This is a genomic window from Ornithinicoccus sp. (assembly GCF_057176825.1).
The window spans coordinates 2,402,101-2,418,728 of record NZ_CM169976.1; the positions used below are offsets into that span (position 1 = coordinate 2,402,101).

Annotated in this window: 14 protein-coding genes; 8 read left to right on the plus strand and 6 right to left on the minus strand. The window is 70.3% G+C overall.

The window, feature by feature from the left end; translation table 11 throughout:
• Positions 1 to 220 precede the first annotated feature (220 nt).
• From AC1QRC_RS11960 to AC1QRC_RS11975, 4 genes are read left to right on the plus strand one after another with little or no spacing between them, the layout of a single operon-like run.
• Entirely contained in the window at positions 221 to 1,507 is a 1,287-nt protein-coding gene (locus AC1QRC_RS11960) for a branched-chain amino acid ABC transporter permease (protein ID WP_484203523.1), read from the plus strand.
• Positions 1,508 to 1,517: 10 nt separating this feature from the next.
• Entirely contained in the window at positions 1,518 to 2,513 is a 996-nt protein-coding gene (locus AC1QRC_RS11965; protein ID WP_484203524.1) for a branched-chain amino acid ABC transporter permease, read from the plus strand.
• Entirely contained in the window at positions 2,503 to 3,492 is a 990-nt protein-coding gene (locus AC1QRC_RS11970; RefSeq protein ID WP_484203525.1) for an ABC transporter ATP-binding protein, read from the plus strand. Before AC1QRC_RS11965 ends, AC1QRC_RS11970 begins: the two co-directional genes overlap by 11 nt.
• A gap of 11 nt (positions 3,493 to 3,503) precedes the next feature.
• Positions 3,504 to 4,256: an ABC transporter ATP-binding protein gene (locus AC1QRC_RS11975; protein ID WP_484206631.1), complete on the plus strand. Its 753-nt coding sequence runs from the start codon at positions 3,504 to 3,506 to the stop codon at positions 4,254 to 4,256.
• Between the two features lie 109 nt (positions 4,257 to 4,365).
• Here AC1QRC_RS11975 and AC1QRC_RS11980 read toward each other — a convergent pair whose 3' ends face one another.
• Together AC1QRC_RS11980 and AC1QRC_RS11985 are read right to left on the minus strand one after the other, a co-directional pair.
• The gene (locus tag AC1QRC_RS11980) at positions 4,366 to 5,757 is read right to left on the minus strand and encodes an ABC transporter substrate-binding protein (protein WP_484203526.1); all 1,392 of its coding nucleotides are present in this window, start codon (positions 5,755 to 5,757) and stop codon (positions 4,366 to 4,368) included.
• A 134-nt stretch (positions 5,758 to 5,891) separates the two neighbouring features.
• On the minus strand, positions 5,892 to 6,689 hold the full coding sequence (locus AC1QRC_RS11985; protein WP_484203527.1) for a class I SAM-dependent methyltransferase: 798 nt from the start codon (positions 6,687 to 6,689) through the stop codon (positions 5,892 to 5,894).
• Between the two features lie 170 nt (positions 6,690 to 6,859).
• On the opposite strand from AC1QRC_RS11985, the gene rpsA reads away from it, so the two are divergent.
• A complete protein-coding gene (gene rpsA, locus AC1QRC_RS11990) occupies positions 6,860 to 8,335 on the plus strand; it encodes a 30S ribosomal protein S1 (protein ID WP_484203528.1) in 1,476 nt (491 codons plus the stop codon).
• 89 nt (positions 8,336 to 8,424) lie between these two features.
• Here the strand turns inward: rpsA and AC1QRC_RS11995 are convergent, their stop codons facing one another.
• On the minus strand, positions 8,425 to 9,180 hold the full coding sequence (locus tag AC1QRC_RS11995) for an SDR family NAD(P)-dependent oxidoreductase (RefSeq protein ID WP_484203529.1): 756 nt from the start codon (positions 9,178 to 9,180) through the stop codon (positions 8,425 to 8,427).
• A 65-nt stretch (positions 9,181 to 9,245) separates the two neighbouring features.
• On the opposite strand from AC1QRC_RS11995, the gene coaE reads away from it, so the two are divergent.
• The 3 genes from coaE (at position 9,246) to AC1QRC_RS12010 (ending at position 13,412) form a co-directional block, all read left to right on the plus strand.
• Positions 9,246 to 10,172 carry a dephospho-CoA kinase gene (gene coaE, locus AC1QRC_RS12000; protein ID WP_484203530.1) on the plus strand — a complete coding sequence of 309 codons (927 nt, stop codon included), beginning with the start codon at positions 9,246 to 9,248 and terminating at the stop codon, positions 10,170 to 10,172.
• A 10-nt stretch (positions 10,173 to 10,182) separates the two neighbouring features.
• On the plus strand, positions 10,183 to 12,294 hold the full coding sequence (gene uvrB, locus AC1QRC_RS12005) for an excinuclease ABC subunit UvrB (protein ID WP_484203531.1): 2,112 nt from the start codon (positions 10,183 to 10,185) through the stop codon (positions 12,292 to 12,294).
• A 101-nt stretch (positions 12,295 to 12,395) separates the two neighbouring features.
• On the plus strand, positions 12,396 to 13,412 hold the full coding sequence (locus AC1QRC_RS12010) for a TerC/Alx family metal homeostasis membrane protein (protein ID WP_484206632.1): 1,017 nt from the start codon (positions 12,396 to 12,398) through the stop codon (positions 13,410 to 13,412).
• 11 nt (positions 13,413 to 13,423) lie between these two features.
• Here the strand turns inward: AC1QRC_RS12010 and AC1QRC_RS12015 are convergent, their stop codons facing one another.
• The 3 genes from AC1QRC_RS12015 to AC1QRC_RS12025 are packed head-to-tail and all read right to left on the minus strand — an operon-like array spanning position 13,424 to position 16,602.
• Positions 13,424 to 14,311 carry an EamA family transporter gene (locus AC1QRC_RS12015; RefSeq protein ID WP_484206633.1) on the minus strand — a complete coding sequence of 296 codons (888 nt, stop codon included), beginning with the start codon at positions 14,309 to 14,311 and terminating at the stop codon, positions 13,424 to 13,426.
• Positions 14,305 to 14,973, minus strand: a complete 669-nt coding sequence (locus AC1QRC_RS12020; RefSeq protein ID WP_484203532.1) for an MBL fold metallo-hydrolase — start codon at positions 14,971 to 14,973, stop codon at positions 14,305 to 14,307. The genes AC1QRC_RS12015 and AC1QRC_RS12020 overlap by 7 nt, the downstream gene beginning before the upstream one ends.
• A gap of 9 nt (positions 14,974 to 14,982) precedes the next feature.
• Positions 14,983 to 16,602, minus strand: coding sequence for an FAD-dependent monooxygenase (locus AC1QRC_RS12025; RefSeq protein WP_484203533.1), 1,620 nt, complete (start codon positions 16,600 to 16,602; stop codon positions 14,983 to 14,985).
• Between the last annotated feature and the right edge of the window lie 26 nt (positions 16,603 to 16,628).

Here is a 16,628-nt window from a genome sequence, read left to right on the forward strand (position 1 = left end):
CGGCACCGAGCGGCTCCGAAAGCCTGTTGTCGCCGGTCAGGGTGTGGTTTACTCCCCGCAGACATCCGAAGGAGAACCCGTGCGAGCCCGCCTTATGGCCCTGCTCGCAGCCCTGTTCCTGGGCCTCTGTCTGGCCCCGGGAGCATCCGCTGCGACCCTGGCTGGCGGTCCGGCCGACCGTGTACCGGCCAGTCCTCCAGCCCCCCTGTCCGCGCACTCGATGTCCCGTGCCCTGGTGGCCGGCGACGAGGCGACCGCTACCGCCGGCGACGAGGACGAGGACGACCAGGACCAGGAGGGCAGCGAGAACCTCAGGGGCACCATCCGCGGGCCGGACCGGGCCCCGCTGGTCGGCCTCGAAGTCACGGTCAGCCGGGACGGCACGGAGGTCGGGACGGGCACCACCGACGACAGCGGCCAGTGGGAGGTGGCGCTGCCCGGTCCGGGGAACTACACCGCCTCGATCGACCCGGCTGCCCTGCCCGAGGGAGTGACCTTCCGCAACGAGGGCGGTGACACCGTGAGCGGGGTGACCGTCCGGCCCGGCGCCAACCAGAACGTCGTCTTCGCCCTGGTGGCCGCGGACGACGACGGCGCGCCGACGGCCGCGACCGGCGGCGGGTTCAGCGGCCGCTTCGCCCAGTTGCTGGTCGAGGGCATCAAGTTCGGCGCGATCATCGCGATCACCGCCGTGGGCCTCTCCCTCGTCTTCGGCACCACGCGCCTGATCAACTTCGCGCACGGCGAGTTCGTCACCTTCGGTGCGGTCGTCGCCTTCTACCTCTCGAGCGCGGGCGGCCCGCTGCCACTCATCCTGGCGGCGGTGCTGGCGATGGTCGCCACGGCTGCCCTCGCCGGCGGGTTCGAGTTGGCGGTGTGGAGACCGATGCGCAAGAAGGGCACCGGGCTGATCCAGATGTTCATCGTCGCGATCGGCCTGGCGCTGCTGCTGCGGCACCTGATCCAGGTCGTCTTCGGCCCCTCGCGACGCCAGTACAACGAGTACGCGCTCCAGCAGGCGTGGGACCTGGGGCTGTTCCGGATCACCCCGCGCGACGCGATCATCACGCTGCTGGCCTTCGCGGTACTGGCCGGCGTCGCCCTGATGCTCCAGAAGACCAGGATCGGCAAGGCCATGCGCGCGGTCAACGACAACCGCGACCTGGCCCAGGCCTCCGGGATCGACGTGGACCGCGTGGTCATGATCGTCTGGTTGCTCGGTGGCGCCCTGGCGGGCCTGGGCGGAGTCCTGTACGGGCTGAGCGAACGCGTCTACCCGGAGATGGGCTTCACCCTGCTGCTCATGATGTTTGCCGGCGTCATCCTCGGCGGCCTGGGGAGCGCCTACGGAGCCATGGTGGGCGCGCTGTGCATCGGCATCGTCATCCAACTCTCGAACCTGTGGTTCCCCTCGTCGTTGCAATACATGTGGGCGCTGTTGGTGATGATCCTGGTGCTGCTGTTCCGACCACAGGGCCTGCTCGGCCGACGCGAACGGGTGGGGTGAGGGAGGAACCATGGATATCGACTTTCTCAACATCCTGAGCAACGCGATCCGCGGTGCGCTCGGCCCCGAGGCCGCCATCTACGCCCTCGCGGCGATCGGCCTGAACGTGCACTTCGGCTACACCGGGCTGCTCAACTTCGGCCAGGTGGGCTTCATGCTGGTCGGCGCCTACGGCACGGCCGTCCCGGTGGTGTCCTGGGGTCTGCCGCTGTGGGTCGGCGTGCTCATCGGCATCGGCTGTGCGGTCGTCCTCGCGCTGATCCTGGGCATACCCACGCTCCGGCTGCGGGGGGACTACCTGTCGATCGCCACGATCGCGGCCGCCGAGGTGCTGCGCTATCTCTATCGCTCGGAATGGGCCGAGCCGCTGACCGGCGGCGTGTTCAGCCTCAAGGGATTCGCGGGCGGCTTCTACTCACTCAACCCCTACTCCAGTGACCTGAGCCTGGGCTGGCTGACCTTCAGCAGCCGATCGCTGTGGGTGATGACGGTCGCCTGGGGTGCCACGCTGCTGGCCACCCTGCTGGTCGGGCTCCTCATCCACTCCCCGTGGGGCCGGGTGCTGCGCTCGGTCCGGGAGGACGAGCTCGCGGCCCGCAGCCTGGGCAAGAACGTGTTCGCCTACAAGATGCAGAGCCTGATCCTCGGCGGCGCCTTCGGTGCGCTGGCCGGCTCCCTGCTGGCGATCAACACCCAGGCGCTGAACCCCGACAGCTTCATGCCCATCATCACCTTCTACCTGTGGACGATCATGATCCTCGGCGGCGCCAGCCGGGTGGTGGGACCCATCGTCGGCTCGATCGTCTTCTGGTTCCTGCTGACCTTCCTCGACGCGTTCCTGCGGCAGGCCATCGGCAGTGGTCTGATCCCCTCCAGCGTGATGGTCTCCAGCGATGTGGGTGCCGTCCGCTTCGCCGCCGTCGGGTTGGGGTTGATGCTGCTGATGATGTTCCGGCCCGCGGGTCTGCTGGGCAACCAGAAGGAGTTGCGTCTCGATGTCCGCTGACGAGCACGAGCTCGACGACCAGGTCCTCTCCGAGCGGGAGGAGCTGGTCGGCGTCGAGCAGGCGCTGGAGGAGCAGGCGCCCTCGGTCGGCGCGGCCCGCGCGGCCGAGGCGCTGCGCGACGTCGCCGCAGAGCCCGGCGTGGCGAAGCCGGACCCGATCCTGGTGGCCGACGGCATCACCCGCCGGTTCGGTGGCCTCACCGCGGTGGACGTGGACCACCTGGAGGTCCAGCGCGGCACCATCACCGCGCTCATCGGACCCAACGGCGCGGGCAAGTCCACCTTCTTCAACCTGGTGTCGGGCTTCGACACCCCGAACTCTGGCACTTGGAGCTTTGACGGCACCGACATCAGCGGCAAACCGGCCTACCGGATCGCCCGCCTCGGGATGGTGCGCACCTTCCAGCTGACCAAGGCCCTGATGCGCCTGACGACGCTGGAGAACGTGATGCTGGGCAGCACCGCGCAACGGGGGGAGCGGATGGGGATCGCCCCGCTCCGGTTCCTCTGGAAGGACCAGGAGCAGCAGATCCAGAACCGTGCCGAGGAGCTCCTGGAACGGTTCCGGCTGACCCACATGCGCGACGAGTTCGCCGGGACGATGTCCGGTGGTCAGCGCAAGCTGTTGGAGATGGCGCGCGCCCTCATGGTCGAGCCGAGCCTGGTGATGCTGGACGAGCCGATGGCGGGCGTCAACCCCGCGCTCACCCAGTCCCTGCTGGGACACATCCAGGCCCTGCGCGACGAGGGCACCTCGATCATCCTGGTCGAGCACGATATGGACGTCATCATGTCGATCTCGGACTGGATCGTCTGCTTCGCCGAGGGCAAGGTCATCGCCGAGGGGCGACCGGACGACATCCGGACCAACCCGCAGGTGATCGACGCCTACCTGGGCTCCAGGCGGGCCCTGCACCAGGAGGACGACGCGCCGGAGTCCGAACCCGTCACCGGCGAGAACGAGGAGCAGCAGTCGTGAGCCCCGACACCCTGAGCAGCGGCGAGGGCCGGACCACCGAGGCACAACTGCGCACCGTGGACCTGGTCTCCGGATACATCCCCGAGGTCAACATCCTCAACGGGTGCTCGGTCTACGTCGACAAGGGCGAACTGGTGGGCATCATCGGCCCGAACGGCGCCGGCAAGTCGACCCTGATCAAAACCATGTTCGGGCTCGTCCCGGTGCGGTCCGGTCAGGTGCTCCTCAAGGGACGCGACGTGACCGGGCGCCCGGCCCACAAACTGGTCGGGGACGGCCTGGGCTACGTCCCGCAGAACAACAACGTGTTCCCCTCGCTCACCATCGAGGAGAACCTGCAGATGGGCATGTACCTGCGGCCCAAGGAGTACGACACCCGGTTCGGGGCGGTCGCCGACCTGTTCCCGATGCTCGCCGACCGCAAGTCGCAGAAGGCGGGCTCGCTGTCCGGTGGGGAGCGCCAGGTCGTCGCGATGGGCCGGGCCCTGATGACCGATCCCGAGGTGCTGTTTCTGGACGAGCCGTCCGCGGGCCTGTCACCGATCATGCAGGACACGGTGTTCGAGGCCGTGGCCACCATCAACTCGTCCGGGGTGTCCATCCTCATGGTGGAGCAGAACGCCCGCCAGTGCCTGGACATCTCCGACCGCGCCTACGTGCTCGACCAGGGCAAGGACGCCTACACCGGCACCGGCCAGGAGCTGGCCCACGACCCCAAGGTGATCGAGCTCTACCTGGGCACCCTGGCGCGGATCGACGGCTGACACCCGGCGAGCAGCACCCGATACCAACAGACCGGCCCCCCGAGCGAACTCGGGGGGCCGGTCTGTGTGACCTCAGTCCTGCCGTGTCACGCCGGCAGGACGGGGAGTGTCAGCGGCTCTCCTCAGGGTTGGACTCCACCGAGTCGAGGGACTCGAACTCGCCGGCGTCGTTGTACCCGTAGATCTCGATGGTCGCCCGACCCGGCTCACCGGCGTCGACGAAGTCCAGCGGGCCGCTCACGCCGTTGTAGTCGATGTCGACACCCTCGTCGAGCAGGGCCTTGCACTCCTCGAAGGAGGTGCACGCCTCGCCGTCGCGGGTGACGTTGACGACCTCGGCCTTGAAGTCCTCCGGGTCGGCGGACCCGGCAGCCTCGGCGGCCAGCGCCATGGTGACCACGCAGTCGTAGACCTGCGGGGCGAACTGGGTGTTGTCACCCAGGTCCGGGGCGAACTCGGCCAGCGCCGCCAGGAAGTCGGCGTTGTCGGCCGAGGCCGGGGCGGTGCCCTTCATCCCGCCGATGACGCTCGGGTCGGACTCGCTGACCAGGCTGCCCAGGTCCGGGATCCGCAGACCGTCTGCGCCGTAGAAGCCGACCTCGCCCGGGAGCAGGCCGTTCTCGATGAGGCCCTGGATGATCTGGGCGCCCTCGTCGAATGCCACCACGACGACCGCGTCGGCGCCGGAGGAGACCACGGACTCGATGGCACCGTCGAAGTTGGTGGCAGCCGGGTCGTAGGTCTCGTTGATCGCGACGGAGGCACCAGCGTTCTCCAGCGCCTGGGCGGTCGCGTCGCCCAGACCGCGACCGTAGTCGTCGGCACGGGCCAGGATCGCGACGTTGGACCAGCCGTCCTCGACGATCAGGTTGCCCAGGACCGGTCCCTGCAGGGCGTCCGAGGGCGCCGTGCGGATGTAGAGACCGTTGTCGTCCAGGTCGGTGAAGGTCGGGGCGGTGTTCGAGCCGGAGCACTGCATGACGCCGGCGCCGGTGACCCGCTCGTAGATGGCCAACGACATACCCGAGGCCGCGGCGCCGATGATGGCGCTGACGCCCTCGCCGAGGATGCGGTCGGCCGAAGCCTGCGCGACCGAGTCCTGACCGGCCTCGTCACCGGCGATCGGCTCGGGGATCTCCGAGCCGAGCACACCGCCGGCGGCGTTGATGTCCTGCACGGCCAGCCCGACGCCGGCGAACTGGGGCGGACCCAGCGGGGCGAGCTGCCCGGTCTCGGGGAGCACGTAGCCCAGGGTGAACTCCGCGGGGGCGTCGGCCGGGGGCGGGGCTGCGTCGTCGCCGCCCTCGGTCTCCTCGGCCTCGTCGCCGGTGTCCTCGGCGTCGTCGCCGGTGTCCTCGGCGTCTTCTTCGGCGCCGGTGTCCTCGGTCGCCTGCTCCTCGGCGGCGTCATCGCCGCCCTCGTCGTCGGTGCCACCGCACGCGGCCAGCAGGGCCAGGGCGGACAACGTCGCCACGGCCTTCAAGTGCGTCTTCCTGCGCATCGTTTCCCTCTCGCCAGGTACCGGCACGAGTCCACGCACCGGTGTGTGTGGGCCAAACCCTAATGCGGGACGGCCCCGATTGGGCCGGTTGTGACCAACCTGTGACCTCGCCGGTCCGGGGTGGTCCCCGCAGGTCAGGGCCGTCGCGCCCGGAAGATCGCGGTGCCCGGCACGAGCCGTCCGCGCAGCGGTGACCAGCCACCCCACTCGTGCTCGGCGCCGTCCGGCCACTCCGGCTCCACCAGGTCCTCAAGGACCAGCCCCGCGGCGACCACCTCCCGCACCCGGTCACCCATGGTCCGGTGGTGCTCGACATACGTGGCCCGTCCCGCACCGTCCTGCTCGACGTAGGGGGAGCGGTCGAAGTAGGAGTGGCGGACCTCCAGCCCCTGCGGCCCCGGCACGTCGGGCAGGGACCAGCGGAACGGGTGGGTGACCGAGAAGACGATGTGCCCGCCCGGCCGCAGCACCCGGGCGACCTCGCGCAGGACGCCCGCCGAGTCGGCGACGAAGGGGAGCGCGCCGTAGGCGGAGAAGACCACGTCGAACGAGGCGTCCGTGAACGGCAGGGCGGCCGCGTCGCACTCCACGTATGCCGAGGGCCGGGTGCGGCGGCCGGCGTCCAGGGCGGCGCCCTGCCGCAGCATGGCGCCGGAGAGGTCGGTGGCCACGGCCCGGGCTCCCTGCGCGGCGCACCAGCGGCTGCCCTGGCCGGCCCCGGCCCCGAACTCCAGCACGTCCAGCCCCGCGACCGGCCCCAGCAGGTGCAGGTCGGACTCGTAGACCCCCTCCGGACCCCACATCAGTTCGGCGTCACCCAGCAGGGTCCCGTGCTCGGCCTGGTAGGCGGCGGCCTCCGCGTCCCACCAGGAGCGGCTGGCCCGCACGCTCTCGGCGTGGTCGGCGGGTCTCCTGCTCACGGACTCCGGCATGGCGCCAGTGTGGCAGGCCCGGATTGACCCGGATGGACGCGCCCGAGTAGGCTGGCAGAGCGCGTCGCGTGTGCTCACGCGCGCCTGAATGTCTGTCCACCCCGGTGGACCGGACCCGTCCCGGGCACGGTCTGCCACACACTATGCCAACCAATCGGAGTCCCTACTACATGACTGCCACTGCGGCCGAGAAGGCCATCTCCCAGATCGCGATCAACGACATCGGGTCTGAGGAGGAGCTGCTCGCAGCGATCGACGCGACGATCAAGAACTTCAACGACGGCGACATCGTCGAGGGTGTCATCGTCAAGGTCGACCGGGACGAGGTCCTGCTCGACATCGGCTACAAGACCGAGGGTGTCATCCCCTCTCGCGAGCTGGCCATCAAGCACGACGTCGACCCCTCTGAGGTCGTCACCGTCGGCGACGAGGTCGAGGCCCTGGTCCTCCAGAAGGAGGACAAGGAAGGCCGCCTCATCCTGTCCAAGAAGCGCGCCCAGTACGAGCGCGCCTGGGGCTCCATCGAGCAGGTCAAGGAAGAGGACGGCGTCGTCACCGGCACCGTCATCGAGGTCGTCAAGGGCGGCCTGATCCTGGACATCGGACTGCGCGGCTTCCTGCCGGCCTCCCTGGTCGAGATGCGCCGGGTCCGCGACCTCCAGCCCTACGTCGGCAAGGAGATCGAGGCCAAGATCATCGAACTGGACAAGAACCGCAACAACGTGGTCCTGTCCCGCCGCGCCTGGCTTGAGCAGACCCAGTCCGAGGTGCGCACCACCTTCCTCAAGGAACTGGCCAAGGGCCAGGTCCGCTCCGGTGTCGTCAGCAGCATCGTCAACTTCGGTGCGTTCGTCGACCTGGGCGGCGGTGTCGACGGCCTGGTGCACGTCTCCGAGCTGTCCTGGAAGCACATCGACCACCCGGGTGAGGTCGTCGAGGTCGGCAACGAGGTCACCGTCGAGGTGCTCGACGTCGACATGGACCGCGAGCGCGTCTCCCTGTCGCTGAAGGCGACCCAGGAGGACCCGTGGCAGCACTTCGCGCGCACCCACGCCATCGGCCAGGTCGTGCCCGGCAAGGTCACCAAGCTGGTGCCGTTCGGTGCGTTCGTGCGCGTCGAGGACGGCATCGAGGGTCTCGTCCACATCTCCGAGCTGGCCGAGCGCCACGTGGAGCTGCCGGAGCAGGTCGTCCAGGTGGGCGGTGACATCTTCGTCAAGGTCATCGACATCGACCTGGAGCGTCGCCGGATCTCGCTGTCGCTGAAGCAGGCCAACGAGGCGGTCACCGCCGAGTTCGACCCGACGCTGTACGGCATGGCGGCCGAGTACGACGAGGAGGGGAACTACAAGTACCCCGAGGGCTTCGACCCGGAGACCAACGAGTGGCTCGAGGGCTTCGAGACCCAGCGCGAGAAGTGGGAGAAGGAGTACGCCGACGCCCACGAGCGGTGGGAGGCCCACCGGACCCAGGTCGAGGCTGCCGCCGAGGCGGAGTCCACCTCCACCGAGGAGACCGCAGCCGCGTCCGCGTCCTACTCCTCCGGCACCGAGGCCGCGACCCCGGTCGCGCCGCAGGAGGCCACCGGCACCCTGGCCTCGGACGAGGCGCTGGCCGCGCTGCGCGAGAAGCTCACCGGCAACTGAGCACCGCCGGGCACCCGCCCGGTATGCCGTGAGGCCCGGTTCCCCTCGGGGAGCCGGGCCTCTGCCGTGTGCCGGCAGGGTGCGATCGGTCAGCCGCGACCCAGCAGGGTGCCCCCGTTCACCTGCAGGATCTGGCCTGTGGTCCACCCGGCGTCGGGTGAGGCCAGGTAGGCGACGGCGGCCGCGACCTCGTCCGGGGTGCCGGGACGGCCCATCGGGATCGGCGCCACCCGGTTCTCGTAGAGGGAGGGGTTGGCGGCGAGCCGGTCCTCCCAGAAGGGGGTCTCGGGGACGAACCCGGGGGCGACCGCGTTGACCGTGATGCCGTCTGCGGCCACCCTGGTCGCCAGGGACAGCACCCAGGCGTTGACGGCGGCCTTGGCAGCCCCGTAGGACCCGGATCCACGCAGTGCCGCGATGGAGCTCATCGCCACGATGCGCCCCCCGGGCCGGCTCAGGTGGGGCAGCAGCGCCTCGGTCACCAGCACCGCCGAGAGTACGTTGCCCTCGAAGTCGGCGCGCCAGGCGGCGGCCAGCTCCGCCAGGCCGTCGCCGCCGCCGTGGCCCGCGTTGCCGCCGGCGTTGGCGACGAGGACGTCGATCGTCGGCCCGTCCCGGAGTTGGACCGCCAGCTCCTGCACCTGGGCGGGATCGGTCAGGTCGCAGGGCCGTGGCGTGAGGCGGACCCCCGGCTGTGCCGTGGTGCCGAGCTGTTCGGCGGCCTCGCGGAGCACCTCCGCGCGCCGGCCCACCAGGACCACCTCGTCCGCACCGTCCAGCAACCGGGCAGCGGCCGCCCTCCCGATGCCGGTGCCACCGCCGGTCACGATGATGCGTCGTCCCATGGACCCCATGCTAGGCGGGCTCGCTCCCGCCGGTGGGGCCCGCAGGTGCCGTCTAGGGTGGGGACATGCTCTGGATCGGACTGACCGGCGGGATCGGCTCCGGCAAGTCGACGGTCTCCGGGCGCCTGGCCGAGCAGGGGGCGGTAGTGCTGGACGCCGACCAGATCGCCCGGGAGGTGGTGGCCCCTGGCACGCCGGGCCTGGCCCGGGTGGTGGAACGGTTCGGCCCCGGCGTCGTCGACGGCTCGGGGGCGTTGGACCGGGCGACCCTGGGGCGACTCGTCTTCGGTGACACCGCGGCCCGGCAGGACCTGGAGGCGATCACCCACCCGCTGATCGTGGAACGCACCCGCCTGCTGCGGGAGGGGCTGCCCGCCGGCACGGTGGTCGTGCACGACGTCCCCCTCCTAGTCGAGTTGGGGTATGCGCCGCGCTACCACCTGGTGGTGCTGGTCGGCGCCTCGGCGGAGACCCGGCTGGAACGCCTGGCCACGACCCGGGGGATGACGCGGGAGGAGGCCCGGTCCCGGATGGACGCCCAGGCCGACGACCCGGCACGGCGGGCGGTCGCCGACGCGTGGCTCGACAACGACGGCACCCGGGAGGCGCTGCTCCGGCAGGTGGACCGGCTGTATGCCGAGCGGCTGCGGCCGATGGTGGACAACCTCGGGGCGGGACACGCGGTCCGCACCGAGCACGCGGTGGCCCCGACCCCCGGTGAGCACCTCCCTGGCCGTGCCGACCGCGTCGCAGGACGGCTTGCCCACCTGGTGGGGGAGGACCTGGCGACGGCACGGCATACCTTTGACGGTGCGGTCGTGCGCAGCGAACTGCAGGTGATCGACCCCGCCGACCCGGCGCTCCGGCGTCGTCTGCGGGAGGGCGGGTTCCCGGCCACCGGCACCCACGAGCACGGCAGTGCCGACCCGGGGCGCCTGGTCAGCGTGGTGCTGCACGGTCCCGATGCCCGCTCTGTCGGTGCCGCGCAGTAGCGTCGCAGTCATGCGTCCCACGACCGACCTGCAGCGCACCGTCGCACCCTTCGAGGTGGTCTCGGAGTTCTCCCCGAATGGCGACCAGCCGGCCGCGATCGCCGACCTGGCGGCCCGGATCAACGCCGGCGAGCAGAACGTCGTGCTCCTCGGCGCGACGGGCACCGGCAAGTCCGCCACGACGGCGTGGTTGCTGGAGCAGGTGCAGCGGCCGACGCTGGTCATGGCGCCCAACAAGACGCTCGCGGCGCAGTTGGCCAACGAGTTCCGGGAGCTGCTGCCGCACAACGCGGTCGAGTACTTCGTCAGCTACTACGACTACTACCAGCCGGAGGCCTACGTCCCGCAGACGGACACCTACATCGAGAAGGACTCCTCGATCAACGACGAGGTGGAGCGGCTGCGGCACTCGGCGACCAACTCGCTGCTCACCCGGCGCGATGTCGTGGTGGTCGCGTCGGTCTCCTGCATCTACGGCCTGGGCACCCCGCAGGAGTATGTCGACCGGATGGCCCGGCTCAAGGTCGGTGACGAGGTGGACCGGGACGCGCTGCTGCGCCGGTTCGTGGAGATGCAGTACTCCCGCAACGACATGGCCTTCACCCGCGGCACCTTCCGGGTCCGCGGTGACACGGTCGAGATCATCCCGCAGTACGAAGAGCTGGCGGTCCGGGTCGAGTTCTTCGGCGATGAGATCGACCGGCTCTACACGCTGCACCCGCTGACGGGTGAGGTGGTGCGGGAGGAGCAGGAGATGTACGTCTTCCCGGCCTCGCACTACGTCGCCGGCCCGGAGCGCATGGAGCGGGCGATCAGCGGGATCGAGGCCGAGCTGGCCGAGCAGCTGGCTGCCTTCGAACGGGAGGGCAAGCTGCTGGAGGCGCAGCGGCTGCGGATGCGGACCACCTATGACGTGGAGATGATGCGCCAGGTGGGCTCGTGCTCGGGCATCGAGAACTACTCGCTGCACATCGACGGTCGGGACCGCGGCTCGGCGCCGAACTGTCTGCTCGACTACTTCCCAGAGGACTTCCTGCTGGTCATCGACGAGTCGCACGTGACGGTGCCGCAGATCGGCGCCATGTACGAGGGCGACATGTCGCGCAAGCGCACGCTGGTGGACCACGGCTTCCGGCTGCCTAGCGCGATGGACAACCGCCCGCTGAAGTGGGAGGAATTCCTCGACCGGATCGGGCAGACGGTCTACCTGTCCGCGACCCCCGGCGACTACGAGATCGCCAAGTCCGACGGCGTCGTGGAGCAGATCATCCGCCCGACCGGCCTGGTCGACCCGCAGGTGGTGCTCAAGCCCACCAAGGGCCAGATCGACGACCTGTTGCACGAGATCAACGAGCGGGTCGAGAAGAACGAACGGGTGCTGGTCACCACACTGACCAAGAAGATGGCCGAGGACCTCACCGACTACCTGCTGGAGCGGGGAGTGCGGGTGCGCTACCTGCACTCGGAGGTGGACACGCTGCGGCGGGTCGAGCTGCTCCGGGGGCTGCGCACCGGGGAGCACGACGTGTTGGTCGGGATTAACCTGCTCCGGGAGGGGCTGGACCTGCCCGAGGTGTCCCTGGTGAGCATCCTGGATGCTGACAAGGAGGGGTTCCTGCGCTCGACCCGCTCGCTGATCCAGACCATCGGGCGGGCCGCCCGCAACGTGTCGGGCCAGGTGCACATGTACGCCGACCGGGTCACCCCCTCGATGCAGGAGGCGCTGGAGGAGACCGACCGGCGCCGGGAGAAGCAGTTGGCGTTCAACGCCGAGCACGGGATCGACCCGACGCCGTTGCGCAAGCGGATCGCCGACATCACCGACATGCTGCAACGCGAGGACGCCGACACCCAGGAACTGATGGGCAGCGGCCGCAACCAGTCACGGGGCAAGGGTGGCCGGCCCACCGGAGCCACGGTGGCGGCCGACGCCGGGGTGGCGGGCAGCGCGCGGTCGACCGACTCGATGCCGGCCACCGAGCTGGCGGAGCTGATCCACGAGTTGACCGACCAGATGCACGCTGCCGCCACCGACCTGCACTTCGAATTGGCGGCGCGGCTGCGTGACGAGATCGCCGACCTGAAGAAGGAGCTGCGGCAGATGCGGGAGGCCACCGGCTGAGCCGACCCACCGCGCGGTGGGGTGCGCTGTCGGGGTACGGCGGATATCGTGCTCCCTGACCGGAAGGAGCCACCGTGGTCTTCGGGAACTCATTCGCCCCCATGTGGGTGATCGCCACTGTCGTCGGCGTCACGATCCTGGTCCTGGTCTTCGACGTGGTGGTCCTGGGGCGTCGCCCCCACGTGCCGTCCAACCGCGAGACGGGGACCGCCCTGGGGATCTACATCTCCGCGGCGCTGCTGTTCGGCATCTATGTGCTGCTGGCCCCGGGCGGGGGAGGCCAACTCGCCGCCGAGTACTACGCCGGCTGGTTGACCGAGTATTCGTTGTCGGTCGACAACCTGTTCGTGTTCATCATCATCATGGCGAAGTTCCAGGTGCCCCGGAAGTACCAGCAGTTCGCCCTGCTCGTGGGCATCGTGATCGCCCTGATCCTGCGGGCGATCTTCATCATGCTGGGGGCCCAGGCCATCGAGGCCTGGTCCTGGGTCTTCTACATCTTCGGTGCCTTCCTGATCTACACCGCGATCAAGCTGGCCAAGGAGAACCTCGGTCACGACCACGAGGAGGAGGAGTTCCAGGAGAACGCGCTGCTGCGCTGGGTGGAGAAGACGCTGCCGTTCACACAGTCCTGGGACCACGGGACGAAGGTCCGGGTGGTCGAGAACGGTGCCAAGGTGTTCACCCCCATGTTCATCGTGATCCTCGCCCTGGGCATGACGGACCTGCTCTTCGCCCTCGACTCGATCCCCGCGATCTTCGGGATCACCCGCGACCCGTTCCTGGTCCTGATGGCCAACATCTTCGCGTTGATGGGGTTGCGCCAGCTCTACTTCCTCATCGGTGGCCTGCTGCAGCGCCTGGTCTACCTGGGCCTGGGCCTGTCGGTGCTGCTGGCCTTCATCGGCGTCAAACTGATCCTGCACGCCCTCCACGAGAACACCCTGCCCTTCGTGAACGGCGGCGAGCCCATCCACGGCGTGCCCGAGGTGCCGATCTGGCTGTCCCTGTCCGTCATCATCGGGATCCTGGTGGTCACCACCGTGCTGAGCCTGATCAAGAGCTCCAACGACGCCAAGCGCCACGCCTCGGCCGGCGACCAGGACCTCCCCGACTGACCGTCGGGGGTTCAGTCGCGCATCTGGGTCCGGGGCCGACCGAGGACCATGATGCTGGCGGCGACCACCAGGGTCATCCCGACCAGTTGGAGCGCCTGCAGGCTCTGGTCCAGGATCAGCAGCCCGGCCAGCGCCGCGGCGGCCGGCTCGAGGCTGAGCAGCACCCCGAACACCCCGGCGGCGAGGCGGCGGAGGGCGACCAGCTCCAGGGAGTAGGGGATCGCGCTGGAGAGCAGGGCGATCCCCGCGCCCCGGAGCAACGCCTCGGTGGACCACAGGTCGGACCCTGCCTGCCAGAAGCCGAACGGCAGCAGACACACCGCGCCGATAGTCAGGCAGATGGCCATCCCGTCCAGCCCCTGGAACCGCTCGCCCGTGCGGCTGCTGAGCAGGATGTAGCCGGCCCAGCAGGCACCCGCCGTCGCGGCCATCCCGATGCCGACCAGGTCGAGCTCGTCCCATGGCACCGTCAGCGCCTCGGAGATCAGCAGCACCCCCACCAGGGCCCCTGCCACGGCGGCCAGGTCGCGCCCCCGGCGCGAGGTGAGGGCAGCCAGCGTCAGCGGCCCGAGGAATTCGATGGTGACGGCAACCCCGATCGGCAGCCGCTCCAGGGAGCCGTAGAAGGCCAGGTTCATGCAGGTCAGCGCCGCGGCGAAGGCCGTGACTGTGGCCCAGTCGCCGCGGGTGCGACCCCGCAGCCGCGGTCGCACCACGGCCACCAGCAGGACGGCCGACAGCGTCAGGCGCAGCGAGACCGACCCGACCACCCCGATCAGGGGCAGCAGGGTCGCGGCCAGCGCCCCGCCGAACTGGACGGAGACGACCGCGACCAGGACGAGGAAGACCGGGTCGACCCGGCCCAACCCCTTCGCGGCAGGAGTGGGACCGGTCACCATCCCCGGTCGCGCCACTCGGGCAGGTGTGCTCGCTCGGCGCCCAGGGTGGTGCTGTCACCGTGACCGGGGTGCACCACGGTGGAGTCCGGGTAGACACCGAACACCCGCTCCTCCAGGTCGTCCATCAGTGAGGTGAAGTCCTCGTTGCTCCAGGTCTTGCCAGGGCCACCGGGGAAGAGGCTGTCGCCGGTGAAGAGGTGCACACCGCCGGCGCCGTCGCGCAGCGCCAGCGCGACCGAGCCCGGGGTGTGGCCGCGCAGCCCGATGACCTCGAGCGTCAGCTCACCCACCGTGACCGTGGCACCGTGCTCCAGCGGCACGTCGGGCGACACGGGCAGCGCCTCGGCGTCGGCCGCTCCTGCGGCGGTCGCGGGCGTATGCCGTTCCACGACGTCGGCGAGAGCGCGGTGGTGATCCCAGTGCTGGTGGGTGGTGACCACGAGCTGCAGCTGGCCGGACCCGGAGTCGACCAGGTCGAGCACGGCATCGGCCCGGTCCGCCGCGTCGATCAACAGCTGCTCACCGGTCCGGCGACAGGTCACCAGGTAGGCGTTGTTGTCCTGCTCGGAGACGCTGCGCTTGCGGACCATGGCGTTGCCCAGGTTGCCGACCCACGACGGGCCCCCGGGTTCGACGTGACAGGGCTTCGGGGAGGCGGACATGGCGCCAGTCTAGGCACCCGCCACCGCACGGCGGACCGCGTCCCCCACCTGACCCAGGCCCTCCGCCCGGGCCGCGACAAAGGCGTCCGGCCGGACCACCCACAGGTCGCCGGGACTGCTGCGCAGACCGGAGGCGACGGTTCCCTCCGGGTCGACCTCGGCGAGGTCGAGCACCTGGCGGGGAGCCCCGGGCGGCAGCCCCTGCGAGAGCACGGCACGCAGGGCCTCGTGCTGCGCGCGGGGACCGAGCACGGTGACCGCCCCGCGCACCACCTCGCGCAACCGGGTCACGCCCGGGTGCCCGGCCAGCGACACCGGGGCGTCGGGCAGCACCACCCCGGGCACCGGCGCGGGCGCGTGCCCGCGGGGTGGCCGACCCGGCCACGGGCGCGAGGGGTCGGGCGTGGTCAGGGGACTGTCGACATACCAGAAGGGCTCTGCCAGGCGCCCGGAGTCGACCTGTCCGCGTGCCGCGGGGTCGGTGAGCGAGGCCTGCAGGACCTGGTGCCGGTGGGTGTGGGACGTCTCGTCCTGGGGGACCAGGAAGTCCATCGTCGCGGTGGTGACCTCGAGGTTCTCCCTCGCCGCAGCCCCCCGCTCCTGCGCGTAGCTGTCCAGCAGGGAGGGCGGCGCCCACCCGTGCAGCACGAAGGCGAGCTTCCAGGCGGCGTTGTCGGCATCACCGACCCCGGAGTTCAGGCCACGGGCCCCGAAGGGGGCGACCAGGTGGGCCAGGTCGCCGGCCAACAGCACCCGCCCGACCTGCAGCGTGGTGGCGATCCGGGAATGGAACCGGTAGAGCGAAGACCACACGACCTCGTAGTCGCGGTCGCCGATGATCTGCCGGATCCGGGCGTCCAGCGAGCCGTCGGCGCGGGCGGCGTCCAGGTCGAACTCGGGCTCCACCTGCCAGTCGATCCGGAACGTGGAGTCCGGACACGGGTGGATCAGCACCTGCCGGCCGGGGTTCCAGTCGGGGTCGAAGTAGAAGCGCCGCTCCTGCTCCCACCCGGGGAGGTCCGCCCGGATGTCGCAGATCAGGAAGGCGTCGGCGAAGCTGCGGCCCGGGAAGTCCACCCCCAGCATCCGGCGCAGGGCCGACCCGCGGGCGCCCCCGGCGGCCACGGCATACGCACCGCGCAGTTCCTCCTCGCCGGCCGGTGTCGTGCAGCGGACCCGGACCCCGTCGGCGTCCTGCTCGAGGCCGGTGACCTCGTGGGCCCACCTGACGTCGATGAGCGGCTGATCGGCGATGAGTCCGTCGAGGATCTCCTCGGTGCGGCTCTGCGAAAGGTTGACGAAGGGCGGCAGGGGAGAGCGCCCGGGGTCGGGAAGGTCGACGCTGAACAGTTCGCGGTCGCGGTAGAAGGTGCGGGCCGTCTGCCAGGTCAGGCCCTCCTGGGCGATCGCCGCGGCGCCGACCCACGACCACACGTCCAGCACGTCACGCTGCTGGCAGATGGCCTTGCTGCCGACCCGGTCCCGCGCCGGCCGGGAGTCGAGCAGCACGGTCGGGACGCCCCACCGGGCCAGCAGCAGCGCCGTCGTCTGCCCGACGGGGCCATTGCCCAGCACCAGGACGGTGTGGTCGGCACCGCTCAGGACCGGTATGTCGTGCAGCAGGGGCACCGGTGCCCTCACCTCCCTGTGTGGTC